The organism is Streptosporangium sp. NPDC006007, assembly GCF_040614315.1.
GTDB lineage: Bacteria > Actinomycetota > Actinomycetes > Streptosporangiales > Streptosporangiaceae > Streptosporangium.
In genome coordinates, this window is sequence record NZ_JBEXUG010000018.1 from 12997 (window position 1) to 37432 (window position 24436).

General features: G+C 70.2%; 21 protein-coding genes and 1 riboswitch. Of the genes, 13 read left to right on the plus strand and 8 right to left on the minus strand.

What is annotated here, in order from left to right; genetic code table 11:
- Window positions 1–444: 444 nt before the first annotated feature.
- The 5 genes from ABZ194_RS16190 to ABZ194_RS16210 all read left to right on the plus strand — a co-directional run bounded on the left by ABZ194_RS16190 (window position 445) and on the right by ABZ194_RS16210 (window position 6248).
- A complete protein-coding gene (locus ABZ194_RS16190; protein WP_355596798.1) occupies window positions 445–2070 on the plus strand; it encodes an ABC transporter substrate-binding protein in 1626 nt (541 codons plus the stop codon).
- A gap of 159 nt (window positions 2071–2229) precedes the next feature.
- The gene (locus tag ABZ194_RS16195; protein WP_355596800.1) at window positions 2230–3165 is read left to right on the plus strand and encodes an ABC transporter permease; all 936 of its coding nucleotides are present in this window, start codon (window positions 2230–2232) and stop codon (window positions 3163–3165) included.
- Entirely contained in the window at window positions 3158–4192 is a 1035-nt protein-coding gene (locus ABZ194_RS16200; protein WP_355596802.1) for an ABC transporter permease, read from the plus strand. Before ABZ194_RS16195 ends, ABZ194_RS16200 begins: the two co-directional genes overlap by 8 nt.
- 9 nt (window positions 4193–4201) lie before the next feature.
- Window positions 4202–5248 carry an ABC transporter ATP-binding protein gene (locus tag ABZ194_RS16205; RefSeq protein ID WP_355596804.1) on the plus strand — a complete coding sequence of 349 codons (1047 nt, stop codon included), beginning with the start codon at window positions 4202–4204 and terminating at the stop codon, window positions 5246–5248.
- Entirely contained in the window at window positions 5232–6248 is a 1017-nt protein-coding gene (locus ABZ194_RS16210; RefSeq protein WP_355596806.1) for an oligopeptide/dipeptide ABC transporter ATP-binding protein, read from the plus strand. Before ABZ194_RS16205 ends, ABZ194_RS16210 begins: the two co-directional genes overlap by 17 nt.
- Before the next feature lie 76 nt (window positions 6249–6324).
- On the opposite strand, the gene ABZ194_RS16215 is transcribed toward ABZ194_RS16210, so the two are convergent.
- Window positions 6325–7128, minus strand: a complete 804-nt coding sequence (locus tag ABZ194_RS16215; protein ID WP_355596808.1) for an SAM-dependent chlorinase/fluorinase — start codon at window positions 7126–7128, stop codon at window positions 6325–6327.
- A gap of 254 nt (window positions 7129–7382) precedes the next feature.
- Between ABZ194_RS16215 and ABZ194_RS16220 the strand changes: the two genes are divergently transcribed.
- The 3 genes from ABZ194_RS16220 to ABZ194_RS16230 all read left to right on the plus strand — a co-directional run bounded on the left by ABZ194_RS16220 (window position 7383) and on the right by ABZ194_RS16230 (window position 9132).
- Window positions 7383–7628 (plus strand): DUF3263 domain-containing protein, encoded by a 246-nt coding sequence (locus tag ABZ194_RS16220; RefSeq protein WP_355596990.1) that lies wholly within the window; start codon window positions 7383–7385, stop codon window positions 7626–7628.
- 101 nt (window positions 7629–7729) lie between these two features.
- The gene (gene otsB, locus ABZ194_RS16225; protein WP_355596992.1) at window positions 7730–8497 is read left to right on the plus strand and encodes a trehalose-phosphatase; all 768 of its coding nucleotides are present in this window, start codon (window positions 7730–7732) and stop codon (window positions 8495–8497) included.
- Between the two features lie 35 nt (window positions 8498–8532).
- The gene (locus ABZ194_RS16230) at window positions 8533–9132 is read left to right on the plus strand and encodes a hypothetical protein (protein WP_355596810.1); all 600 of its coding nucleotides are present in this window, start codon (window positions 8533–8535) and stop codon (window positions 9130–9132) included.
- Here the strand turns inward: ABZ194_RS16230 and ABZ194_RS16235 are convergent.
- Window positions 9110–9325: a hypothetical protein gene (locus ABZ194_RS16235; protein ID WP_355596812.1), complete on the minus strand. Its 216-nt coding sequence runs from the start codon at window positions 9323–9325 to the stop codon at window positions 9110–9112. The genes ABZ194_RS16230 and ABZ194_RS16235 overlap by 23 nt on opposite strands.
- 255 nt (window positions 9326–9580) lie before the next feature.
- Window positions 9581–11011, minus strand: a complete 1431-nt coding sequence (locus ABZ194_RS16240; protein WP_355596995.1) for a trehalose-6-phosphate synthase — start codon at window positions 11009–11011, stop codon at window positions 9581–9583.
- 96 nt (window positions 11012–11107) lie between these two features.
- Here ABZ194_RS16240 and ABZ194_RS16245 point away from each other — a divergent pair, with 96 nt between their 5' ends.
- The 5 genes from ABZ194_RS16245 to groL all read left to right on the plus strand — a co-directional run bounded on the left by ABZ194_RS16245 (window position 11108) and on the right by groL (window position 16142).
- The gene (locus tag ABZ194_RS16245) at window positions 11108–11665 is read left to right on the plus strand and encodes an RNA polymerase sigma factor (RefSeq protein WP_355596814.1); all 558 of its coding nucleotides are present in this window, start codon (window positions 11108–11110) and stop codon (window positions 11663–11665) included.
- A 214-nt stretch (window positions 11666–11879) separates the two neighbouring features.
- Window positions 11880–12020, plus strand: a riboswitch (SAM riboswitch).
- Between the two features lie 14 nt (window positions 12021–12034).
- Window positions 12035–13333, plus strand: a complete 1299-nt coding sequence (thrC, locus tag ABZ194_RS16250) for a threonine synthase (RefSeq protein WP_355596816.1) — start codon at window positions 12035–12037, stop codon at window positions 13331–13333.
- Between the two features lie 22 nt (window positions 13334–13355).
- Entirely contained in the window at window positions 13356–13631 is a 276-nt protein-coding gene (locus ABZ194_RS16255; RefSeq protein ID WP_355596818.1) for a MoaD/ThiS family protein, read from the plus strand.
- A gap of 366 nt (window positions 13632–13997) precedes the next feature.
- Window positions 13998–14198, plus strand: a complete 201-nt coding sequence (locus ABZ194_RS16260; RefSeq protein ID WP_127936975.1) for a cold-shock protein — start codon at window positions 13998–14000, stop codon at window positions 14196–14198.
- Between the two features lie 318 nt (window positions 14199–14516).
- Window positions 14517–16142 carry a chaperonin GroEL gene (groL, locus tag ABZ194_RS16265; RefSeq protein WP_355596821.1) on the plus strand — a complete coding sequence of 542 codons (1626 nt, stop codon included), beginning with the start codon at window positions 14517–14519 and terminating at the stop codon, window positions 16140–16142.
- 85 nt (window positions 16143–16227) lie between these two features.
- On the opposite strand, the gene ABZ194_RS16270 is transcribed toward groL, so the two are convergent.
- The 5 genes from ABZ194_RS16270 to ABZ194_RS16290 all read right to left on the minus strand — a co-directional run bounded on the left by ABZ194_RS16270 (window position 16228) and on the right by ABZ194_RS16290 (window position 24298).
- On the minus strand, window positions 16228–18249 hold the full coding sequence (locus ABZ194_RS16270) for an AAA family ATPase (protein WP_355596997.1): 2022 nt from the start codon (window positions 18247–18249) through the stop codon (window positions 16228–16230).
- A 391-nt stretch (window positions 18250–18640) separates the two neighbouring features.
- Window positions 18641–20287: a DNA repair helicase XPB gene (locus ABZ194_RS16275; RefSeq protein ID WP_355596826.1), complete on the minus strand. Its 1647-nt coding sequence runs from the start codon at window positions 20285–20287 to the stop codon at window positions 18641–18643.
- A 128-nt stretch (window positions 20288–20415) separates the two neighbouring features.
- Window positions 20416–21129, minus strand: a complete 714-nt coding sequence (locus ABZ194_RS16280; protein ID WP_355596828.1) for a hypothetical protein — start codon at window positions 21127–21129, stop codon at window positions 20416–20418.
- A 116-nt stretch (window positions 21130–21245) separates the two neighbouring features.
- Window positions 21246–23618, minus strand: coding sequence for a helicase-associated domain-containing protein (locus ABZ194_RS16285; RefSeq protein ID WP_355596830.1), 2373 nt, complete (start codon window positions 23616–23618; stop codon window positions 21246–21248).
- Entirely contained in the window at window positions 23615–24298 is a 684-nt protein-coding gene (locus ABZ194_RS16290; protein ID WP_355596832.1) for a TetR family transcriptional regulator, read from the minus strand. Before ABZ194_RS16290 ends, ABZ194_RS16285 begins: the two co-directional genes overlap by 4 nt.
- Window positions 24299–24436: the final 138 nt, after the last annotated feature.

Here is a 24436-nt window from a genome sequence, read left to right on the forward strand (position 1 = left end):
GTGCTCCGCCGAACACATTGGACAGGAGGTTCCAGGGTAATTGTGCGGTTCGCCGGCGAGCCTCCAGCCCTTGCGACGCCGTCAACGTTAGCCCAGGCGTGGGTCGCCCGAGGGCGATGGACGCGAGCATCCCCGGGTCCGAGGTATTTTGGCGTGGCCGTTCCCTTCCCATATATAGCTCTATGTCGGTTTTATGTCTTCTTGAGGGCCGGGGACGGCCATGTTGACAGGCGCATGGTGTCCGACTGGTGCGCGCGTGACCGAACTGCAACATCACAGAGACGGCTCGGTGTGGAGCGGTGCGGAATAGTCGCGTCCGACTGGTGTGGCGTTGGTGCGTCGGCCGGGACGGCAGGGACCGGGGGACCGTGAAGATCCCCCGCCGGGTCGCCCGGACTTCGGGAGCTCATGGCGACGTCCGCCTGTAGAGGGAGGAACACCGTAATGCGCGTTACCAGAGGCGCACGGATCATAGCCGGCAGTGCGCTGCTCGCTCTCGGAGCGGCTGCGTGCGGCGGTCAGGCCGCCACGAGCGGAGCCACGGGCGACCAGCCCGTGAGCATGGAGCTCCGTGAGCCACAGAAACTCTTCTATCCCGGCGACAGCATCGAAACCGAGGGCTCCGAGGTCATGGCCGCGGTCTTCGCCCCGCTGGTGAACTACACCGACGACAGGCGGGTGGTCGACAACGTCGCCGAGTCGATCAGGTCCTCCGACAGCAAGGTTTGGACGATCAAGCTCAAATCTGGTTACACCTGGCACAACGGTGAGCCGCTGATCGCGGAGAACTACGTCGACTCGTGGAACTACAACGCCAACCGGGACAACGCCCAGGGCGCCAACGGCTTCTTCAGCCGCGTCGACGGCTGGGCCGACCTGAACCCCCCGGCGGGCCAGGCGCTCTCCACCAAGAAGATGCGGGGCCTGAAGGTCATCGACGATCACACCTTCCAGGTCACGCTCAGCAAGCCGTTCTCCCAGTTCAAGACGATGCTGGGCTACGGGGTGTTCTTCCCCGCGCCCAAGGCCGCCTTCGGTCCCGACGGGAAGATCACCCAGGAGTACGTCAAGAAGCCGATCGGGCAGGGGTACTTCAAGTTCGACAAGCCGTACAACAAGGGTGTCGACCAGGTGATCGAGCTGAGCCGGTACGACAGGTTCCCCGGCGAGAAGCCCAGGTTCGACAAGCTCCAGTTCAGGATCTACACCGACTCCGAGGTCGCGTTCAACGATCTGCGCGCGGGCGTCCTGGACATCCACGACTCCCTGTCCCCGGCGGCGATCTCCAGCGCCAGGGCCGAGTTCGGCGACCGCTACATCGACCAGGAGGACGCGGGCGTCGGCTACATCGGCTTCCCGCTGCAGTTCAACAAGGTCTACGACAACGTGAAGGTCCGCGAGGCCATCTCGATGGCCATCGACCGCAGGACGATCGCCGAGACGGTCTTCTCCGGCACCCGCGCCCTGGCCGACGACTTCGTCAGCCCGCTGATCGACGGTTACCGCCCGAACGCCTGCGCGGTCTGCACCTACGACCCGGCCAAGGCCAGGAGGCAGTACGCCGATAACAACGGCCCCAAGCTGGTGGAATTGGGCTACAACAGCGACGACGCGCACAAGGAGTGGGTCGAGGCCGTCGCCAACAACCTCCGCGCCAACCTCGGTGTCGAGGTCAAGGTCAAGCCTTTTGAGAAGTTCGCCACGATTTTCAATGATCTGGCGGATCGGAAGTACGGCGGCATGTTCCGGGCGGGCTGGGCGATGGACTACCCGTCCGCGGAGAACTACCTGTCGCCGATGTTCTCCACGGTCGCGATCAAGACCGGCTCCAACTTCTCCGGCTGGTCCGACAAGGAGTTCGACGACCTCCTCGCCAAGGGCGACGCAGCCCCGTCGCAGAAGGAGAGCCTGAAGTACTACCAGCAGGCCGACGACATCCTGATCAAGCAGCTGCCGTACATCCCGGTCTACTTCTACCGGACCAACGCGGCGTTCTCCCAGAACATCAGGGGTCTCAAGATCAACATGCTCAACCAGATCGAGTGGGCCAAGATCGAGAAGACTCGCTGACGGACCGCGGGGGCCGGGTGCGCCGGCCCCCGGCGCCGGAGTCTCCGGCACGCCCCGGCGTCCTGGCACGCCCCGGAGTCGCCGGCGCCTCGGCGCACCCCCGGCGCCGTGCGATCCGCCGCCGGGGGCGGTCCCGGGCGGTGGGTACGAGAGGCTTGAATGGGCCGTTACATCATCAGGCGCCTGCTCCAGGCGATACCTGTCCTGCTGGGTGCCACCCTGCTCATCTACGCCGTCGTCTTCGCGCTGCCGGGCAACCCCCTCGCCGCGGCGGCGGCCGGCGATCGGGTGGACCCCGGCGTCGCCGCCTTGCGGGAGCACCACCGTCCGGGCGACCCGTTCCTGGTCCAGTACTGGCACTATCTCACCGGCCTGTTCCACGGTGACTTCGGCGTCACCTCCGCCGGTGTGCCGGTCGCCGATCTGATGGCCGGCAAGTTCCAGGTGACCGTCAACCTCACGGTGACGGCCCTGGTCATGGAGGCGGTCATCGGGGTGGGCCTCGGCCTGTACGCCGCGCTGCGCCACGGCAGGGCCCAGGACTCGCTGGTCCTGGCGTCGACCCTGGTGCTGATCTCCGTTCCCGCGCTGGTCACCGGCTTCGTGCTCCAGCTCCTCCTGGGGGTCAGGCTCAGGCAGGCCGGAATCGACCTCTTCCCCGTCGCGGGCATCGCCGAGGGCCGGCGAGGCTATCTCCTGCCCGGCTCCGTGCTGGCCGGGACGTCGATCGCCTACCTCACCCGGCTCACCCGGGCCAATCTGATGGAGACGCTGCGCGCCGACTACATCCGCACCGCGGTGGCCAAGGGGCTGTCCCGGCGCCGGGTCATCGGGCGGCACGCCCTGCGCAACGCGCTGATCCCGCTGATCACCTACCTCGGCGCCGACCTCGGCACGCTGATGGGCGGCACGGTGATCATCGAGACCGTCTTCAACCTGCCCGGTGTCGGCCGGCAGCTGTTCGACTCGATCCACCTGCGTGAACAGCCCGTGGTCGTCGGCACGGTGACCCTCCTGGTGCTGGTGCACATCCTGGCCAACCTGGTCGTCGATCTGCTCTACGCCGCGCTTGACCCGAGGATCCGCTATGAGTGACGTCCTTGCCCACGCCGACGACCGCCCCGGCCGTCCCGGCCACTCGGATCACCCCGGGTACGGCGGGCGCGGCGGACACGGCGGCCTGTCCAGGCTGTCCAGGTTGTTCGAGTCGCCGGGGTGGCCGGGGCCGGCGGGGGGATCGGGACCGGCTGGACCGTCCGGGCCTCTCAGACCGGCGAGCCTGTGCGGCGACGCCTGGGACGACCTGCGTCGCCGCCCGATGTTCATCGGCTCCGCCCTTCTCATCGGTATTTTTCTGCTTATGTCGGCATTCCCTCGGCTGTTCACCTCGGTGGATCCGTTCGACGCCACGACCTGCCTGCTCGGCGACGCCCGTCAGGGCATGAGCGACCTCCACTGGTTCGGCACCGACAACCTGGGCTGTGACGTCTACGCCCGCACCGTCTACGGCGCCCGCAACTCGATCGTGGTCGGTGTGACCACCACCGTCGTCACCGCGCTGGTGGGCGGCCTGCTCGGCCTCGTCGCCGGCTTCAGGGGCGGGGCGGCGGACACCCTGCTCTCCCGGGTCACCGAGATCTTCTTCGCGATCCCCTCGATTCTCGGCGCCCTGCTCATCCTGTCGATCCTCCGCACCGGTGACGTCTGGACCGTGGTGCCGGCGCTGGCCGTACTGGCCTGGCCGATGACGTTCCGCGTCATGCGGGCCGCGGTGATCACCGTCAAGGGACAGGACTACGTGATCGCGGCCCGGGCGCTCGGAGCCTCGGCCCCCCGCATCATGTTCCGGCACATCCTGCCGAACGCGGTCGCCTCCGTGATCGTGGTCTCCACGATCAACCTGGGCGGCTTCATCGCCGCGGAGGCCGGCCTGTCGTTCCTCGGCGTCGGACTGCGCTCGCCCGACATCTCGTGGGGACTGATGATCTCCGACGCCCGGCAGCGCTTCCTGGAGGCTCCGGGGCCGCTGCTCTTCCCGGCGCTGTTCCTGAGCCTGACCGTGCTGGCCGCCATCATGCTGGGTGACGCGGTGCGCGACGCCCTCGATCCGAAACTGCGCTAGGGGACCGCCGTGAAGAAGACCGTGGCGCCGGGGGCGACGTCGCCCGCCGGGATGGTCCCGGGCGGTGAGCCGCTGCTCGTCGTCGACGACCTGCACGTGGAGTTCGTCACCAGGCGGGGCGTGGTCAAGGCGGTCAACGGGGCCGGCTACTCGCTGAACCCCGGCGAGACGCTGGCCGTGCTCGGCGAGTCCGGTTCGGGAAAGTCGACGACCGCACAGGCGATCATGGGTATTCTCGACATGCCGCCGGCCAGGATCACCCGGGGGGAGATCCGCTTTCGGGGCACAGATCTGCTCAGACTGCGGGAGGACGCCCGCTCCCAGGTCCGTGGCCGGCGGATCGCGATGATCTTTCAGGACGCGCTCTCCGCGCTGAACCCGGTGCTCACCGTGGGCTCGCAGATCGGCGAGATGTTCCGGGTGCACCGGGGCTCCTCCAGGCGGGACGCCGAGAGGACGGCGATCGAGCTGATGGACCGGGTCCGCATCCCCGGCGCCAGGCAGCGGGCGCACGACTATCCGCACCAGTTCTCCGGCGGCATGCGCCAGCGCGTCATGATCGCGATGTCGATCGCGCTCGACCCGGAGGTGCTGATCGCCGACGAGCCGACCACGGCGCTCGACGTGACGGTCCAGGCCCAGATCATGGAGCTCCTGACGGAGCTGCGGCGCGAGAGCGGCATGGGCCTGATCCTCATCACCCACGACCTCGGCGTGGTGGCCGACGTGGCCGACAGGATCGCCGTCATGTACGGCGGGCGGATCGTGGAGAACGCCCTCGTGCACGACATCTACCGGGCCCCCGCCCACCCGTACGCCAAGGGCCTGCTGGACTCCGTCCCCCGGAGTGACCGCGGGGGCCCGGGGGAGCTGTACACCATCAAGGGCATGCCGCCCGACCTGCTGGACATGCCCTCGGGCTGCGTCTTCCACCCCCGCTGCTCCTACCGTCAGGACAACTGCGTCACGGACGCCCCGCCGCTCCACCCGATCGGCCCGACCCGCGGCAGCGCCTGCCACTACTGGCGGGAGGTGCTCCATGGCAGTCACGGGTGAGCCGATCCTCCAGGTCCGCGACCTGGTCAAGCACTTCCCGCTGACGCAGGGCGCCCTGCTGCGCCGGCGGATCGGTTCCATCAAGGCCGTGGACGGGGTCTCCTTCGACCTGAGACGCGGTGAGACGCTCGGCATCGTGGGCGAGTCGGGCTCCGGCAAGTCCACCCTGACCAGGCTTCTGATGGCGCTGGAACAGCCGACCTCCGGCTCGGTGCGGGTCAACGGCCGGGAGGTCGCCCGGATGCGGGGAGGTGAGCTCAGGCGGATCCGCCGCGACGTCCAGCTGGTCATGCAGGACCCGTACACCTCGCTGAACCCCCGGATGACCGTGGGCGACATCGTCGGTGAACCGTACGAGATCCACCGGGAGGTCGTCCCCAAGGGCGACCGCCGTCGCCGGGTCCGGGAGCTGCTGGAGGTGGTGGGCCTCAACCCCGACCACATCGACCGCTATCCGCACCAGTTCTCCGGCGGGCAGCGCCAGCGCGTCGGCATCGCCAGGGGACTGGCGCTCCGGCCGGAGATCCTGATCTGCGACGAGCCGGTGTCCGCGCTCGACGTGTCGATCCAGGCCCAGATCGTCAACCTGCTGGAGCGGCTGCAGGACGAGTTCGGCCTCGCCTACGTCTTCGTCGCCCACGACCTGTCGGTGGTCCGCCACATCTCCGACCGGATCGGGGTGATGTATCTGGGCAAGCTGGTCGAGCTCGGCGGGAACGGCGAGGTCTACGACCGGCCCGCCCACCCCTACACCCAGGCGCTGCTGTCGGCGGCGCCGGTGCCCGACCCGGACGGGCGGGAGCGGCGCCGGCGGATCGTCCTCCCGGGGGATCCGCCGTCACCGGCGGGGCTGCCGTCGGGCTGCCGGTTCCGCACCCGCTGCTGGAAGGCGCGGGACGTCTGCGCCGCCGAGGAGCCGCCGCTGCGGATCCGGCCCGGTGTCGCGCACGCCAGCGCCTGTCACTTCGCGGAGACCCACGGCGCGGCGCGCACCCCCTGACCTCCCCGCCGTCCCCTTCCCGGTGTCTCCCGGTGTCTCCCGGTGTCTCCCGGTGTCTCCCGGTGTCGTGCGGGTGTCACGGGGTGCGGGACAGCCGCACGCGCGCTCCGGGCGGAAGCCCGAGCCGCTGCGAGGCGTTGCCGGAGCCGACGGCGAGCACGACCAGGCCCGCCGAGTCGGTGAAGGCGATCAGCTCTCCGGGGGGCGCGGTGCCGAACGTCTCCCTGAAGGGCACCGAGAGGTGCCTTCTGCCCAGCCAGACCGTCAGCCTGCCCCTCGGCCGCACTCCCAGCGTTGCCAGGTCGCCCGCGCTGATCGACAGCTGGGCGTTGCCGTGGCCGTCCACCGAGAGCACCTCGCCCTCCGCCGTGTCCTGGTGCACCAGCGAGGTCGGCGGGGGCAGCGAGACCAGCCGGTTCAGAGGGATCTCCGGCCCCAGGTCGGCCAGGGCGCGCCCGACGGCCAGGTGCGCGGCCACGGGGGCGAAGACGTCGCGCCCGCGGAAGGTCGGCGACACCGGTCTCCTGAAGAGATCCTCGTTGGCGAGCTCGCGGGCCGCCTTCGCGCCGCCGCTGGCGTGCACCGCCCACGACAGCACCCCGTTGTCCGGGCCGAGGAACACGTGGTCGCCCGCCTCGACCGCCACGGCCCGGCGCGAGCCGCCCCCGGGGTCCACCGCGGCGATGTGCACTCCTGGGGGGAGGTGGGGGATCGTCTGCGCCAGGATCGCGGCGGCGCGCCGTACGTCCCCGGAGGGGATCAGGTGGCACACGTCGATGATCCGGGACTCCGGTGAGAGTCCGGCGATCACGCCGTGGCAGGCGCCGACGTGGCCGTCCGCCAGGCCGTAGTCGGTGAGAAGGGTGATGACAGAGGTCACATCTGGTGACTGTACGTCTGGACCACGGCCATGAACAGCGGGAAATTCCCGACTATCCTGGCATCGGCTCTGTGGACGCGGTGTGGTCACCGCATGGCCGACAGAGGAGGAGAGCAATGGACACCGCGCCGACTCCCGGCGGCGGGGGCACGGCACAGCCCCCCGGTGGCGGGAACGCCGAGCCGCCTCCCCGGGGCGGGGAGACCACGCGGACCCCCGCGGACGGGGCCGCGCACCGGCCGGTCCCGCGGGCTCTGACGGACCGGGAGCGGGAACTGCTGGCCTTCGAGCGCCGCCGGTGGCGGTACAGCGGGGGCAAGGAGCAGGCCATCCGCGAGATCTTCGACATCTCCGCCACCCGCTACTATCAGCTGCTCGCCGAGCTCATCGACAGGCCCGAGGCGCTCGCCCACGATCCGATGCTGGTCAAGCGCCTGCGCCGGCTCCGCGAGACGCGCCGAGACGACCGTGCCGCCAGGAGGCCGGGCTTGCGCCCCTGACCTTCGGGGTACGGCAGGGCCACGGGGTCTCGGCGCGGAGCGGGCCATCGGGGCCCGAAAACGGCCCCGCGAGACGATGAGGGATCGGGAGAGGCGTGACCATGGACACCCCCGGAGGACTGCGGGCGATTCTCGCCGACCCCGCGGGAGCGGTGATCGGCCTCGACTTCGACGGCACGCTCTCCCCGATCGTGCCCGACCCCGAGGCGGCCAGGATCCACCCGGACGGCCCCGCGCTGCTGACCAGGCTCGGCGGGCTGGTCGGCGCCGTGGTGATCGTGACCGGCCGCCCGGCGGCCACGGCGGTCGAGTACGGCTCCCTGGCCGGGGTGCCGGGAGTGGTGGTGCTCGGGCACTACGGTCTCGAACGCTGGGAGGCCGGCGGGCTCACCGCGCCTCCCGTCCACCCCGGCCTGGCCCGGGTCCGTGCCGAGCTGCCCGCGCTGGTCTCGGGGATCGAGGGCGTCAGGATCGAGGACAAGCAGCGGGCGGTGGCCGTGCACACCCGCCGGGCCGCCGACCCGCGGGCCGCGCTCGACGCGCTGCGCGGCCCGGTCGCCGAGCTGGCGGCCGAGGCCGGGCTGGCGGTGGAGCCGGGCAAGTTCGTGCTGGAGTTGCGGCCGCCCGGGATGGACAAGGGCAGGGCGCTCAGCGCCTTCCTGCGGGAGCGGTCGGCGCGGTCGGTGCTGTTCGCCGGGGACGACCTGGGCGATCTGGCGGCGTTCGCGGCCGTGCGGGAGTCCGGGCTGCCCGGGGTGACGGTGTTCAGCGGGTCGGCGGAGATCACCGTGGAGGCCGACATCGTGGTGGACGGCCCCGACGGGATCATGGAACTGCTCCGCTCGATCGCCGATGCCATCGAGCCTTAAGCCGTCGGCAAGCGAAGGCGGGTAATTTGCCCGGCATGAGAAAGAGCTTCCTCGCCCTCGCTGCGCTGGCCGGCGCCGCGGTGCTCGTCGCCCCGATGACCGCCTCGGCCTCCGCCTCCTCCGTCTCCTCCGTCTCCACCTCGGCCACGCAGACCCTGTCCTTCCGCGGCCTGCACTTGACGATCCCCGTCGGCTGGACGGTCTACCGCGACAGCGACCGGGTCAAGGTGATAACCGGAGCGTGCCGTAAGCCGTCCTCCGGATATTTCACACCGAGGTGTGATGCCTTCTGGCTGTTCGGCCCGAAGGTGCTCAAGCGCGGGCACGAGGGTTTCTCGGCCTACGCGCCCGACCGGCCCTTCTATCCCGCCAGTGACGTGCAGCGCTGCCCCTTCAACGGCAAGTACGGTCAGGTCCTCGGGAAGGCCACCGTGGTGGGTCTCCGTCAGGTCGGCCCCGGGCACAGGGCGCACTACCGCTCCTGGGCCGGACGGTGCGTCACGTTCAGCAACGGCCGGCAGACCGCGACCTTCGACCAGCGTGAGTGGTACCTGCCCAAGTCCAAGATCCTCGTCGTGGACGTGTGGAACACGCCGGGGCTGGCCGGCAGGCTCAAGTACGCCACCTGGAGCTGATCAGGATCCCGCCGACGGCCGGCCCGATCAGGGCCGGGACCATGAGAAACGCCTGCTGGGTGCCGAACGAGTCGGCCAGCGCACCCGGCGGGAACGGCCCGGCGCCCACCGCCGACAGTCCTGTCTGGTCGGCCGCCAGTTTGGCCGCCCAGAGGTTGAAGGAGAACTCCGGGGCGACGCAGCAGAACAGCACCGCCCCGGCCGGCTGGAACCCCCGGCCGAGCCCTGCCCCGGCGCTCTTCCCGTTCCCCTGAGCGGTACGAGTCCCGACATCCCCGCGCTCCGCGTCAGCCGGGGGAGCGCCAACCCGGTCAGGACGCCGCCGACCGCCATCGTGGTGCCGTGCAGGCCGGCCATGGTCCGCGAGACCCCTGGTCGGCGCGGAGCATCGGGAGCGCGGCGCTGAGGCCGTACAGGTAGGTGGCGAAGACGCCGAGTCGATTGAAAATCACTGGAGTGCGGCGAGCTGGTCGGCGAACCAGCGGTGCGGGGGGAGCGCGGTGGCGGCGCCGGCCAGCCGGACGCCCCTGCGGGCGCGCTCGTCCTCCGGCATGGTGAGGCCCCGGTGGATGGCGCGGGCCGTGGCGGAGACGTCGTAGGGGTTGACCAGCAGCGCGTGCTCACCCAGCTCGGCCGCGGCGCCCGCCTCGCGGGAGAGCACCAGCGCGCTGCGCGGGGACAGGACGGGGGCCTCCTTGGCCACGAGGTTCATGCCGTCGCGGATCGGATTGACCAGCATCACGTCGGCCAGCCGGTAGGCGGCCAGCGAGCGCGGGTAGTCGTCCTGCACGTTGAGGATCAGCGGATCCCAGCCCTCGGTGGCGTACTCGTCCTCGATCTCCAGGGCGCAGCGCTGCACCGCCGCGGTGTACTCGCGGTATTCGGGCAGGTCGTGCCGGGAGGGGTAGGCGAAGGCGAGGTGCACCACCCTGCCGTGCCACTCGGGGTGGGCCGCGAGGAACTCCCGGTAGGCGGCCAGGCCCCTGACGATGTTCTTGGACAGCTCGGTCCGGTCGATCCGCACGATCAGCCTGCGGTCGCCGACCAGCTCGCGCAGGGCCCTCATGTGGGACTCCACGTCGGGCTCCGACGCCCGCGCCCAGAGCGCGTCGCCGTCCACTCCCAGGGCGTGCACGCCGATCCGGGTGGTCCGGCCACCGTGGGCGACGGTACGGCGGGCGCGGTCGGCCTTCGCGCCGAGCACGGTCTCGCAGCAGTCCATGAAGGACCCGGCCCAGCGGTGGGTCAGGAACCCCGCGTGGTCGGAGCCCAAGACGCCCTCAAGCAGCTCGGCCGCGACCTCGTCGGGCAGCAGGCGGAAGTACTCCGGCGGCGCCCAGGGGGTGTGCGAGAAGTGGGCGATCCGCAGGTCGGGCCGCTCGCCCCTGAGCATGGCCGGAACCAGGGCCAGATGGTAGTCCTGCACCATCACCCTGGCGCCGGGCGGGGACTCCTCGGCCAGCGCCGTCGCGAACGCCTCGTTGTACGCACGGTAGGACTCCCACTCCCGGCGGAATCTGGCGTCGAACTGCGGCCGGTTGGAGGTGTCGTACAGCAGGTGGTGCACGAACCAGAGGGTGGAGTTGGCGACCGCGTTGTAGGCCCGCTGGAAGGTCGCCGGGGGGATGTCGAGCATCCGCAGCGCCCCGGTGTCGTAACCGGCCTCGTCCAGCCGGCCGCCGGGGGCCAGCCGTACGACGCCGCGGTCACCGTCGGACAGGGCGGCGCAGACCCACAGGATGTCGAGCCCCCTGGCCACCTCGGACAGGCCGGAGACCAGGCCGCCGCCGCCCCGGCGCATGGTCGGCGAGCCGTCCTCGGAGAGGGTGAAGGAGACGGGGCCGCGGTTCGAGGCCACCAGGATCGCGCTCATATGGATCCCCTCGCCTGGGGAGGTGCTTGTCCTGAAGGTTAACCAAACATAACCGGCGACCGTAGGATGTCGGGCGACTGTGACCGCTGATGGGGGCTCGCGATGGCGCTGGACGAGACGACCGAGGAACTGGCGCGCGCGGCAGCCCAAGGCGACCACCGCTCGCTGGGTGAGCTGCTCAAGCGGATCGAGCCCGATGTGCTGCGGCACTGCGGGCGGATCCTCCCCTACCGGCAGGACGCCGAGGAGGCGTCCCAGGACACCCTGCTGGCGGTGGCCCGCAACATCGGCCGCTTCGAGGGGCGGGCCAGGTTCAGCACGTGGCTGCACATCGTGACCGCCAACTGCGCCCGCACCACCTACCGTTCGCTGAAGCGGCGTTCGGCCGAGCAGGCCTCCGACGAGCTGCCGCTGCACAAGCCCGACGTCGCCCGGGTGAGCGTGATCGCCGGTTCCCGGCTGGACCTGCTCGACGCGATGGAGGCGCTGGAGGCCGACAAGCCCGACCTGGCTCAGGCGCTGGTGCTCCGCGACATCTGCCAGCTCGACTACAGCGAGGTGGCCGAGCAGCTCGGCATCCCGCTCGGCACGGCCAAGTCCCGTATCCACCAGGCCCGTAAGTACGTCCAGGGAGCGCTGGGCGACGCCTACGGCTTCTGACCCCGCCGCGCGTGCCGACCGTGCCGTAGCGGTCGCCGATTCACCGGGGTCGGGAGGGCGCTCTCGGTCCAGTGGCTGTTCAACGGCCTGTGGCCCGGGAGGCGCCGTCCGAAAGATAACACGATGCGTCTCGCGGAGTGAGACGACTGGTCAGGACGGCCGCAGGTCGGGGTAGAGTGCATGAGACCTGCGTGTCAGGTCCACAACTGCATATTGCTCATCCAGAGGGGTGGAGGGACCGGCCCTGCGAAGCCCCGGCAACCCTCCCGGTTCAAGACTCGCGATCTGGCGAGGTCGGCCGGGACAGGTGCCAATTCCGGTCTGTGACCAGGGTGGTCGCAGACGAAGATGAGGGAAAGGCCTCGCTTCATGGCGCTCGCGAACACTGAAACCACCGTCCCCCTCGACCAGGCCGGCCACGTCGACGACCCGCGGAGCCCGCGGTTCGGCCCGGCCGTCGCGCTGTCCTGCCGTGAGTGCGGCGCCCGCTCCGAACTCGGCCCCGACTTCGCCTGTGCCGAGTGTTTCGGCCCTCTGGAGGTCGCCTACGACTTCGGCCGGGTGACCCGGGAGCAGATCGCCCGGGGGCCGGCCAGCATCTGGCGTTACCGTTCCCTGCTGCCGGTCCCGGCGGACGTGGCCGCCAAGCCCAACATGGCGCCCGGCTGGACCAGGCTCGTCAACGCCGGCAACCTCGCACGCGAGCTGGGCATCCGCTCGCTGCACGTGAAGGACGACTCCGGCAACCCCACGCACTCCTTCAAGGACCGAGTGGTGGCCATCGCCGTCGAGGCGGCCCGTAACTTCGGTTTCCACACCCTCTCCTGCTCCTCCACCGGCAATCTGGCCGGCGCCGTGACCGCGGCCGCCGCGCGGGCCGGGCTGGACGCCTGTGTGTTCATCCCGTCTGACCTGGAGCAGGCCAAGATCGTCATGGCCTCGGTCTACGGTGGCAGGCTCGTCGGCATCGACGGCAGCTACGACGACGTCAACCGCTTCTGCTCCGAGCTCATCGGCGACGAGCTGGGCGAGAGGTGGGGCTTCGTCAACGTCAACCTCCGGCCCTACTACGCCGAGGGCTCCAAGACGCTGGCCTACGAGATCGCCGAGCAGCTCGGCTGGCGGATCCCCGACCAGATCGTCATCCCGGTCGCCTCGGGCTCCCAGCTCACGAAGATCGACAAGGGGTTCAAGGAGCTGATCGCGCTCGGTCTCGTCGAGGACACGCCGTACCGGATCTTCGGCGCCCAGGCCGAGGGGTGCTCCCCGGTCTCCGCCGCCTACCGGGCCGGCCACGACGTGATCCGCCCGGTCAAGCCCGACACGATCGCCAAGTCGCTCGCGATCGGGAACCCGGCCGACGGTCCCTACGTGCTCGACATCGCCCGGCGCACCGGCGGCGCGGTGGAGGACGTCACGGACACCGAGGTCGTCGAGGCGATCCGGCTGCTGGCCAGGACCGAGGGCATCTTCGCCGAGACCGCCGGTGGCGTCACCGTCGGGGTGCTGCGCAAGCTGGTCGCCTCGGGGCGGCTCGACCCCGACGCCGAGACCGTGGTCCTCAACACCGGCGACGGCCTGAAGACCCTCGACGCGGTGGCCGACCAGGCGCGCCCCACCGCCGTCATCCGGCCGTCTCTTGACGCATTCCGTGCGGCTATCGCCTAGAACTCGTGAAAGGTACTTAATTATGAGCGTTTCTGTGCGGATTCCGACGATTCTCCGTACGTACACCGGCGGCTCCGCCGAGGTCGGCGGAGAGGGCGAGACCCTGCGTGATGTTCTCCGGAAGCTGGACGCCGACTTCCCGGGTATCGGTGCCCGAATTCTTGATGAAACGGGGAAGATTCGTCGTTTTGTCAATGTTTACGTCGGTGATGAGGATGTCCGATTCGCCGACAATCTGGACACGGCCACCCCCGCCGGCGTTCAGGTCTCCATCATCCCGGCGGTCGCCGGAGGCTGACCCCTCCCTGGTCGGATGCCGTCTGCCGTCGGGTCCGTCTCCCATCCCGGCGATCTGTCCCCGTACATCACGTCCGCCACACCCGCACCGGCCCGGCCGCGTGCGGGTGTCGTGTTTTATGACGCAAGCTCATATTTGTTGAGCCGGGACATGGTGCAATATTTAACTAACTAATCGTGATAGCAAAACTCTGCCTGCGTGTTGAATGCGTCCGTAAAGCAGTAGTTTGCTGATTGGCTCTGTTGCCCAATGCTCTATCACAGGTATGGTCGAGGACGATCGACGTAGGCGATGTCTCCGCCTCGGAGATTGAGGACTTCGCGGAGGAATGGGCGGCGTCCTCAAGTCCAGTAAGAGGAGTCGGAAGTGGCGCAAGGCACCGTCAAATGGTTCAACGCGGACAAGGGCTACGGCTTCATCGCGGTAGACGGTGGTAAGGATGTTTTCGTCCATTACTCCGCGATCCTGATGGATGGCTATCGTGCGCTCGAACAGGGCCAGCGGGTCGAGTTCGAGATCACGCAGGGACAGAAGGGCCCCCAGGCGGAATCCGTCAGGGCGGTCTGATTCGTCCGTCAGTTCGTCGGGAAGTGCCGGTGGACCCCACGGCAGCGCAGTCCGTGCGGATCCTCCCGCGCGTCGGCCCGGCTCGTCGTTTCGATCGGCGGGCCGGGCCTTCGTCTAGGCTGGGGCCAGGTCAGGGGGACTCTGGCTTGCACTCGGCAGGGGGGAGTGCTAAACAGTTGCTTAGCACTCTCCATTGGTGAGTGCCAAACCCTGGATCGAGACGATGGGGTCCGCCGAACGGAGTCGCGGACCCGTATGCCGTCGCGGGCGTCGGCTCGATCTGGTGCAAGCCACCCTGTGTTTGGGAGGTCTAGCCGTATGGCAGCCAAGATGATCGCGTTTGACGAGGACGCCCGGCGCGGTCTCGAGCGTGGTATGAACCAGCTCGCGGACGCCGTCAAGGTGACCCTCGGCCCCAAGGGCCGTAACGTCGTGCTGGAGAAGAAGTGGGGCGCTCCCACGATCACCAACGACGGTGTCTCCATCGCCAAGGAGATCGAGCTTGAGGACCCGTGGGAGAAGATCGGGGCCGAGCTCGTCAAGGAAGTCGCCAAGAAGACCGACGACGTAGCCGGTGACGGCACCACCACCGCCACCGTGCTCGCCCAGGCCCTGGTGCGTGAGGGCCTCCGCAACGTGGCCGCCGGCGCCAACCCGATGTCCCTGAAGAAGGGCATCGAGGCCGCCGTGGAGCGCGTCTCGGAGGAGCTCTCCAAGCTGGCCAAGGACGTGGAGACGAAGGCGCAGATCGCCTCCACCGCCTCCATCTCCGCGGGCGACCCGCAGATCGGCGAGATGATCGCCGAGGCGATGGACAAGGTCGGCAAGGAAGGTGTCATCACCGTCGAGGAGAGCAACACCTTCGGCCTGGAGCTTGAGCTCACCGAGGGCATGCGCTTCGACAAGGGCTACATCTCGCCCTATTTCGTGACCGACCCGGAGCGTATGGAGGCCGTCCTCGACGACCCGTACATCCTCGTCGTCAACTCCAAGATCTCCGCCAACAAGGACCTGCTCCCGGTCCTCGACAAGGTCGTGCAGGCCGGCAAGCCGCTGCTGATCATCGCCGAGGACATCGAGGGCGAGGCCCTGGCCACCCTGGTCGTCAACAAGATCCGTGGCCTGTTCCGCTCGGTCGCGGTCAAGGCCCCGGGCTTCGGTGACCGCCGTAAGGCCATGCTGGGCGACATCGCCATCCTGACCGGCGCCCAGGTCATCAGCGAGGACCTCGGCCTCAAGCTGGAGTCCACCACGCTGGACCAGCTCGGCCGCGCCCGCCAGATCATCGTCACCAAGGACGAGACCACCATCGTCGACGGTGCCGGTGACGCCGAGCAGATCGCCGGCCGGGTCAACCAGATCCGCGCCGAGATCGAGAACACCGACTCCGACTACGACCGCGAGAAGCTCCAGGAGCGTCTCGCCAAGCTGGCCGGCGGCGTCGCCGTCATCAAGGCCGGCGCGGCGACCGAGGTCGAGCTCAAGGAGCGCAAGCACCGCATCGAGGACGCCGTCCGTAACGCGAAGGCGGCCGTCGAGGAGGGCATCGTCCCCGGTGGTGGCGTGGCCCTGCTGCAGGCCGGCGCCAAGGCGTTCGACAAGCTGGAGCTCCCCGGCGACGAGGCCACCGGTGCCGCGATCGTGCGCAAGGCTCTTGAGGAGCCGCTGAAGCAGATCGCCGTCAACGCCGGCCTTGAGGGCGGCGTCGTGGTGGAGAAGGTGCGCAACCTCACCCCGGGTGAGGGTCTGAACGCCGCCACCGGTGAGTACGTCAACATGTTCGAGGCGGGCATCATCGACCCGGCCAAGGTGACTCGTTCCGCTCTGCAGAACGCGGCGTCCATCGCGGCGCTGTTCCTCACCACCGAGGCCGTCATCGCCGAGAAGCCCGAGAAGGCCGGTGCCGCTCCCGCGATGCCGGGCGGCGGCGACATGGACTTCTAAGTCCTGACGCTTTCACGGAAGAGGCGGCCCCGAGGTGCGGGGGCCGCCTCTTCTGGCGTCCGCGGTGTTCTCCGGCGGAGCCCGGTCAGCGCAGCCGCGCGGGCAGCTCCCGGGTGTGCAGGACGGTCAGCGAGGTGACCGCGCGGGTCAGGACCACGTAGAGCCGGGCCAGGCCGCGTGGCTCGGCGTCCACGATGTCGGCCGGCTCGACCACGATGACGTGGTCGTACTCCAGGCCCTTGGCCAGGGTCGCCGGGACGACCAGGAGACGATGCTCCTCGGCCGAGTCCTGGCTCAGCACGCGGTGCTCCAGGGCGGAGAGCGCCTCCGACACCGCGACGACCGAGGCGTCCGGGACGATGACGCCGATCGAGCCCTCCCGGGACAGCGCCTCCCGCGCCGCCTCCGTCAGGCCGGTGGCCGGTTCGGGCGCGTGCCGTACGGACAGCGAGCCCACACCGGGGCGGAGCGACCGGGGAGGCGCCAGATCGGGCGCGATCGAGGGCAGCAGCCGCGCGGCGTAGTCGAGGACCTCCCGGGGGACGCGGAAGCCCAGGGTGAGCTCGGTGACCGTGCCGTCCTCGAAGCCCAGGTGCGTCAGGACCTCCCGCCACGAGCGTGCCGACCAGGGGGTGGTGCCCTGCGCGATATCGCCCAGCACGGTGGCCGCGCCCGTACGGCAGCGCCGTCCCAGGGCGCGTAGCTGCATCGCCGACAGGTCCTGGGCCTCGTCCACGACCAGGTGCCCCAGCGGGGTGGTCCGCTCGATCAGGTCGCCGAGCTCGTCCATCAGCGCGCCGTCGGCCGCCGACCACTTCGCCGAGCGGAAGGACCTGGGGGGCCTGGTCCAGAGCAGCAGGGCCTGTTCGTCGGCGGTGAGGTCGTCCCTGGCCGCGGCGGCGAGGAAGCCGGGGTCGCTGAAGAGGCGGTGGAGCACCTGCTCCGGGGTCACCTTGGGCCACACCCGGTCCACGAGCTGCTTGACCGGCCTGGACCGGGCGACCGCGTCCTGCACCCGGTCGTCGGGGGCCTCCCCGCGCTGCTCCATCCGGACGAGCACCAGGTGGGCCAGCCGCTGGGCCAGAGCAGCACGGCCCGGACCGTAGCGCGTGGTGCCGCGGAGCGAGGCGACGATCTCACGGACCTCGTGATCGGCCACCCGGTAGCGGTTGACCCCCTTGGTGAACAGGACGCCCTCGTCCGGTTTGACGATGTGCGCCCACAGGGCCCGCCTGAGCACCGGCACCATCCGCGCGTCGCCCTTGACCGTGCCGGCCGCGGGATCCTCGGGCGCCCGGTGGTCGCCCAGGATGCCGGCGACCGTGGTCTGGTCGACCTTGACCTCGCCCAGCGCGGGGAGAACCGAGGAGATGTACGCGAGGAAGGCCCGGTTCGGGCCGACGATCATCACTCCGGACCGGGCGAGCCTCTCCCGGTGGGTGAAGAGCAGGTAGGCGGCCCGGTGCAGGCCGACGGCGGTCTTCCCGGTCCCCGGCGCCCCCTGGACGCACACGGTCAGCCCCGGCTCGGAGCGGACGATCTCGTCCTGGTCGGGCTGGATGGTGGCGACGATGTCGCGCATCGGCCCCGAGCGGGGACGCTCGATCTCCTCGGTCAGGATCCTCGACCGCCGGATGACCTCCCCCTGGTCGAGACGCTCGTCCTCGAAGGCGGTCAGGTCGCCGGCGTGGTAGCCGAACCGGCGGCGGAGCGCGACGCCCATCGGGTCGGCCGGGCTCGCCTGGTAGAACGCCCGCGAGACCGGGGCCCGCCAGTCGATCACCAGGGGGCGGCTGCGGTCGTCGTGGACGTGCCTGCGCCCGACGTGGACGGTCACGGGAAGATCGTCGTCGGCCGACCGGTCCAGGCGGCCGAAGAACAGCGGGGTGCCTGAGTGATCGGCCAGCGCCGCGACCCGCTGGTCCAGCAGCGCCTGCAGGATCTGCTGGGAGACCCAGTCTCCGGCGGCGTCGGAGGAGAGGGATCGGGCGTGTTCGCGCATCGCGCGCAGCGCGGCCCTGGAGGCGGCCAGATGCTCGCGTTCGGCGGCGAGGATCTCCGCGGGGCCGGCGGCATCCGCGCCGTCGCCGGATGGGCCGCCGGTTATGTGGGGGGACAGTTGTTGTGCGGGCACGCGAAAGCGCCTCCCATTCGATAAACGGAGGTGGTCGTAAGGCAGCGAATCGGCCAGCCTACCGATGCCCTTCGCACCGCTCAAAAGAATTACTCGCGTTTCCCCAATGGGACGCGGTGGCCGTTCGGCGGCCGAAGGAGATGACGCCGTCCGTCTCCGGCCGGATCGGCGGGGTGACCGCGTTGGCACGGTCCGTGTTTGTGCGCCAAAAACGCTAAAAAGCCGGGCAAATCCAGTGACTCGCGCAGATCATGGGGTATGTCGCCAGTGGCCATCGCGGCCTAGCGAGGGGGTGTTTGCTTTGTCGAAAGCCTGCGGTATCTCGTGGACCTGACACAGACGACGACGTGTTCGCCGTGTGATGTCAATCGCCGGCGAGCACGTCGTCCGCGTCGATGATCTGGTAGGCGTATCCCTGCTCGGCCAGGAACCGTTGCCGGTGGGCGGCGAACTCCTGGTCCACAGTGTCCCGGCTGACCACCGAGTAGAACCGCGCCCCGCCACCGTCCGACTTGGGCCGCAGCACCCGGCCAAGCCGCTGGGCCTCCTCCTGACGTGACCCGAAGGTGCCCGACACCTGGATGGCCACCGCCGCCTCCGGCAGGTCGATGGAGAAGTTGGCCACCTTGGAGACGACCAGGACCTGGATCTCCTTGTCGCGGAACGCCTGGAACAGCCGCTCCCGCTCCTTGATCTTCGTCTCCCCCTTGATCACCGGCGCGTTCAGGTGCTCGCCCAGCTCGTCGAGCTGGTCGATGTACTGGCCGATGACCAGAACCTGCTCGTCAAGGTGGCGCCGGACCAGCGCCTCGGTCACCCGGATCTTGGACGGGGTGGTCGCGCAGAACCGGTAACGTTCCTCGGATTCGGCCATCGCGTAGGCGAGCCGCTCCTCGTCGCTGAGCGTCACCCGCACCTCGACGCAGTCGGCCGGAGCGATCCAGCCCTGGTTCTCCATCTCCTTCCACGGCGCGTCGTAGCGCTTGGGGCCGATCAGGGAGAACACGTCACCCTCCCGGCCGTCCTCGCGCACGAGCGTCGCGGTCAGCCCGACCCGCCGCCTGGCCTGCAGATCGGCGGTCATCCGGAAGATCGGCGCGGGCAGCAGGTGCACCTCGTCGTACACGATCAGGCCCCAGTCGCGGGCGTCGAACAGCTCCAGATGCCGGTAGACCCCCTGCCTGCGGGTCGTCATCACCTGGTAGGTGGCGATGGTGACCGGCCGGATCTCCTTCTTGGTACCGGTGTACTCGCCGATCTCGTCCTCGGAGAGCGAGGTCCGATTGAGCAGCTCCTGCTTCCACTGGTGCGCCGAGACCGTGTTCGTCACCAGGATCAGCGTCGTCGCCTTGACCTGCGCCATCGCCGCCGCGCCCACGATCGTCTTGCCCGCGCCGCAGGGGAGCACCACCACGCCCGAACCGCCGTGCCAGAACGCCTCGGCGGCCTCCCGCTGGTAGGCGCGCAGCCGCCAGCCGTCCTCCTTCAGCGCGATCGGGTGGTGCTCGCCGTCGACGTATCCGGCCAGGTCCTCGGCCGGCCAGCCCAGCTTGAGCAGGTGCTGCTTGATGTTGCCGCGCTCGCTCGGGTGCACCGCCACACCGTCGGCGTCCAGCCGCTCGCCCAGCAGCGGCTGGATCTTCCTGGAGCGCAGCACCTCCTCAAGCACGGCCCGGTCGGTGCTCGTCAGGACGAGGCCGTGGACGGGGTGTTTCTCCAGCCGGAGCCTGCCGTAGCGCGCCATGGTCTCGACCACGTCCACCAGCAGCGCGTGCGGCACCGGGTAGCGGCTGTGGCTGATCAGCGCGTCGATCACCTGCTCGGCGTCGTGCCCGGCCGCCCGGGCGTTCCACAGGGCCAGCGGGGTGACCCGGTAGGTGTGCACGTGCTCGGGGGCGCGTTCCAGCTCGGCGAAGGGCGCGATCGCCTTACGGCACTCGTCCGCCCTCTCGTGATCGACTTCAAGAAGCAGGGTTTTGTCCGATTGGACAATCAACGGTCCATTAGTCACAGACTTCTCCCTCGTGTACGGCTGGCCAGCCCATGGTCGCACTCACGCGGGAGACTCGCCCGTTCGTTTCCCCGCTCCGTATGTCCAACGACGGATGTGCCCGCCGGCAGTCCCCGCCCCGCTCAGCCTCAGGAGGAACTCGCCACGCCCACGACGATGAGGGCGCCGACGCCCAGCACGAGCAGGGCGACGTTGACGCCGATGGCGATCCAGGACCACTTGAGCAGGTTCCTGGCGCCCCGGGGGTCGGTGTCGACCTTGCCGAGCGCGATACCGGACATGATGGCCCCGGCGATGCCGCCGAGGCTGATGTAGCAGGTCAGGCCGAGCACGATGCTGATGACCAGCGCCACGATCGCGTGAGTCCTGACGCCCTCGTTGTTCTGGTGGGGCACGGGCCCGTAACCGTACTGCGGGGGGTAGCGGCCGTAGGGCTGCTCGCCGTACGCCTGCTGGTCGTAGCCCTGCACGCCGTAGGGGCGTTCGCCGTACCCCGGCGTGCCGTATCCCGGCGTGCCGTACCCCTGGCCGCCGTACTCCTGCGTGCCGTATCCCGGTGTGCCGTACTCCTGCGCGCCGTATCCCTGGCCGCCGTACCCCGGCGCGCCGGGGTCCTGGCCGCCGTACCCCGGCACGCCGTGGTCCTGGTGGCCGTGGCCCTGCCCGGGGTGCCCCTGCCCGGCGGGGTCCTGCCCGGGGTATCCCTGCTGTCCGTGGTCCTGCTGTCCCTGGTCGTGTCCGCCGTACCCCTGCCCGTAGCCCGGGGTCTGGCCGGGGCCGGTGCTGTACGGACTCTTCCAGTCGTCCGGGTTGGTGCTGGGACCTTCGGGGTGACCGCTCACTCTGGATCGTCTCGCTTCTGTTGAACTTGGAACGTCAACGGATATCACGATATGGGGATTACGCCCGGTGGTGGGGCCGGTCGATCCGGGTGGCTCGCACGGTCACGACCAGCGGATCAGTTGATGTCGGAGATCCCGGTGATGCGGTGCAACGCGAAACGGTGCACCGCCGCACGGGTCTCGTCATAGGCGGTGAGGTAGCCGCCCTCCATCCGGGCGGGCTCCAGGATCCGGCTGGTGGCGTTGCCCTGGGAGTCGAGGTAGCCGATCCAGACCTGGGAGCCCTGCCGGATGGCGTCGCGCAGGGCGTTGAGCGTGGCGGTCGCGGGGGAGCGGGGCACCTGGCCCTCCGGAGCGTCCACCGGGGCGCGGCGGGATCGGTGAGCCGCGTCACCGGCGCGTACGGCGCGCACCGCCGCCGCCACGACGTCGGCCTCCGGGCCGTTGAACGTTCCGGAGGAGCGCGACGAGGGCTGGGAGTCGGTCCTGCGGACGTCGAGCTGAGCGATGATCACGTCACCGTCCAGGGACTCGGCGGCCGGGGCGTAACCCATCGCGCGCAACGAGTCGACCAGGGTCGCTCTGGCGGACTTGGAGGCGATCACGGTGGGGGCGAGCCGGCGCAGCCGCAGCGGGAAAGTCCGCTTGTCGGCCATCACCTCGTCCAGCAGCGAGGGGTCGTCACACCGGATGTACGCGCTCGCCGTACCCACGCGCATGCGGCCGTGACGGCGGGCCACGTCGGTGACCAGATAGCTGAGCGGCTGCGGGACGGGCGTGGTCGAATGACGCTCCAGCATCGCCAGTATCTCGTCGGCGCCCTGGCCGGCGTCCAGCACCCGCCGGATCGACCGCTCGCCGAACCGGTAGACCGTCGCACCGCCGGTGGACTCCACCTCGGCGGCCAGCGCCAGCCAGCGTCTCAGGTCGCCGGTGAGCGGCCCGGGGGCGACGGCGGTCAGGTCGGCCTGCAGGAGCACGTGGTCGAGCGGCTCCGGCAGCAGCGGGGCCAGCAGCGCGCCCGCCGGCTCGGCGCGGCCCCCGCCGGGCAGCAGGGCACAGCCGTGGCCCGTGAGCGCGCCCAGGCCGGTCACCCCGATCTGCTCGGCCTCGCGCAGCGTGAACTCCACCAGCTGGTCGCGCCGGCCGCCGCGACGGCGGGGCTGCTCCCAGGCCAGGCGCCCGCGCACCGACTCCAGGGCGGGGGCGACGCCGGGCCCGGCCGCGCGGAGCAGGCCCAGGGTCGTGGCGCGGACCTCGGCCGCGGCCGAGCGCCGCAGGTCGGGGTGGAGGGCGTTGAGCAGCCGGTCGCGCTCGTCGCGCTCACCGATCACCCCGGGCACCCGGTCCATGGTCAGCCAGGCCGAGGCCAGCATCACCCAGCGGTCCTCGGTGCTCTTCACCCGCCAGCCGTCGTAGGCCGGGGTGGGCAGCCAGTCGCCGTCGACCCCGCCGCTCGTGGCCACCATTCCGGCGGCGTACGTCACCTCGATGATCAACCCCATCACCCACTCGGGCAGGTCGAGCAGGCCCGCCGTCCGCTTCAGGTCGCGCACGGCCAGACCGCCGCTGCGGAGCACGCCGGGCGGGTCGGCGCCCCACCGCTCGCAGAGCTCCTCCACCGACCGGGTGAACGCGAACGCCTGCCCCGCCGCGGTGCGGTCGGCGAGCCTCCGGTCACGGGCGGCCCCGCTGAGCGCCGGCGGGACCGGGGACAGCTCCCGGTGGATCCGGCCGCCGCGCAGGAACAGGCCGATCTCGCGGGGCAGGACGACGGTCTCGGAGCCGGTGGCGCCGAGCAGCGCGCGGGACAGGAGCTCCTCGATCGGCGACTGGGCGGCGGCGACCCGCACCTCCCGGCGCGCGTTGGGCACCCGGCCGCTGGCCGGCCCCCACGCCAGCTCGCTCAGCGCGGACCTGGCCTGCGGCGAGATCTCCTGGATCAGCCGTCCGACGACCTGCGGGTCGCCGAGCAGCCCGGTGAGGGCCTGCCTGGTGTCACCGCCCCCACCTCCGATGTCCTGGACCAGCTCGGTCAGGCGCTCGGCGGAATGGTGCCGGAACACCTGCGCCGCGGGCGGGCCGAGCCCGGCGGGGGTCTCCAGCACCTCCCGCACCCCCGGAGCCGGGGTCAGGGCGGTGTGCGGCCCGTAGACCAGGGCGAGGGTCCGCAGCCGCTCGACCGTCTCCTTCAGTGCCGCCTGCAGTGTCGGGGCCGCGACGCCCTCCGGCAGCGCCCTGGCCATCTGGGTGCGCAGCCGCCGGTAGTCGACGGGCGTGGGAAGCACGACCAGCGCCTCCACCACCGAGAGCGTGAAGCGGTCGAGCCGGTCGAGGACGCGCCCGATCGCCGACGGACTGCTCGCTCGCCCGGCCAGCCCCTCGACGTGCGCCGGGACGGGGGTGATGAGCTCGGGTCGCACGGCGACGAGAGCCCGCAACTGGTCGTCGCTCCGGCCGCGCAGCCATTCGGTGAACTCCGTGCTCATTCCGCTAATGGTAGGAGGCATGACCGACAGAGCGGCGTCCGAGGAAATCCGTCGTCCCGGCTGATCGCCTGGACCGGGGGCCGGGGCAGCAGGCCGAGCGCGAGCCGTACCCAGGCGGCGACGAAACGATCACGCTCCGCGCGTCCCGGAGGTTCGCCCACGGTCTCCTGAAAAAGCCGGTAGTGGACCACCGCGCCGCCGAGCACCGCGCCGATCGCCGGCCAGTCGGGGGTGGTCCCGGTGTATTCGGGCTGGGCGTGGAACCAGGTGGTGATCGCGTCGAACATGGGCTGCAGCAGCCCCTCGCGCACGACCGCCACCAGCTCGGGAAATTGGCTCAGGTCGCGGAAGAAGACACGTGTCAGCTCGCTCTCCTCGCGGACCTTGGACAGCCCGGCCCCGCACAGGTGTGCCAGGCGCTCCTCGACGGCGATCGAGGCGTCGGCGGCACTCGTCTCCGCCAGGGTCTCGGCGATCTGCCTCCGGGTCCGGGTGGCGTGCTCGTTCACGGCCGCGGCCAGCACCTCGTATTTGGACTTGAAGTGCCGGTAGAGCCCTCCCGCGCCCGGGGAGAGCCCGGAGGCGGCCTCGATCTCGGCCACCGAGGTCGCCGAATAACCGCGTTCGGCGAACAGGCGCAGAGCTTCGTCGATGATCCGCTCACGCGTTGATCTCGTCATTTGTCTGCCGATACCTCCATCGTGACCCTACCCACTGACGAACTCACCCGAGCGGAGCTCGCCGCGTACGGCATTCCGGGGTTACCTCTTTCCCCGGCGGTTTGGCATCCTGCGATAGGCGGGCGGAGCGGAGTCCGC

Bases quoted from the DNA above. Each gene is read 5' to 3' on its own strand.
- ABZ194_RS16195 (WP_355596800.1), top strand. From the start codon at position 2,230: ATGGGCCGTTACATCATCAGGCGCCTGCTCCAGGCGATACCTGTCCTG.
- ABZ194_RS16210 (WP_355596806.1), top strand. From the start codon at position 5,232: ATGGCAGTCACGGGTGAGCCGATCCTCCAGGTCCGCGACCTGGTCAAG.
- thrC (WP_355596816.1), top strand. From the start codon at position 12,035: ATGGCGCTCGCGAACACTGAAACCACCGTCCCCCTCGACCAGGCCGGC.
- ABZ194_RS16285 (WP_355596830.1), bottom strand. From the start codon at position 23,618: ATGAGCACGGAGTTCACCGAATGGCTGCGCGGCCGGAGCGACGACCAG.
- ABZ194_RS16255 (WP_355596818.1), top strand. From the start codon at position 13,356: ATGAGCGTTTCTGTGCGGATTCCGACGATTCTCCGTACGTACACCGGC.
- ABZ194_RS16200 (WP_355596802.1), top strand. From the start codon at position 3,158: ATGAGTGACGTCCTTGCCCACGCCGACGACCGCCCCGGCCGTCCCGGC.
- otsB (WP_355596992.1), top strand. From the start codon at position 7,730: ATGGACACCCCCGGAGGACTGCGGGCGATTCTCGCCGACCCCGCGGGA.
- ABZ194_RS16290 (WP_355596832.1), bottom strand. From the start codon at position 24,298: ATGACGAGATCAACGCGTGAGCGGATCATCGACGAAGCTCTGCGCCTG.
- ABZ194_RS16245 (WP_355596814.1), top strand. From the start codon at position 11,108: ATGGCGCTGGACGAGACGACCGAGGAACTGGCGCGCGCGGCAGCCCAA.
- ABZ194_RS16190 (WP_355596798.1), top strand. From the start codon at position 445: ATGCGCGTTACCAGAGGCGCACGGATCATAGCCGGCAGTGCGCTGCTC.
- groL (WP_355596821.1), top strand. From the start codon at position 14,517: ATGGCAGCCAAGATGATCGCGTTTGACGAGGACGCCCGGCGCGGTCTC.
- ABZ194_RS16230 (WP_355596810.1), top strand. From the start codon at position 8,533: ATGAGAAAGAGCTTCCTCGCCCTCGCTGCGCTGGCCGGCGCCGCGGTG.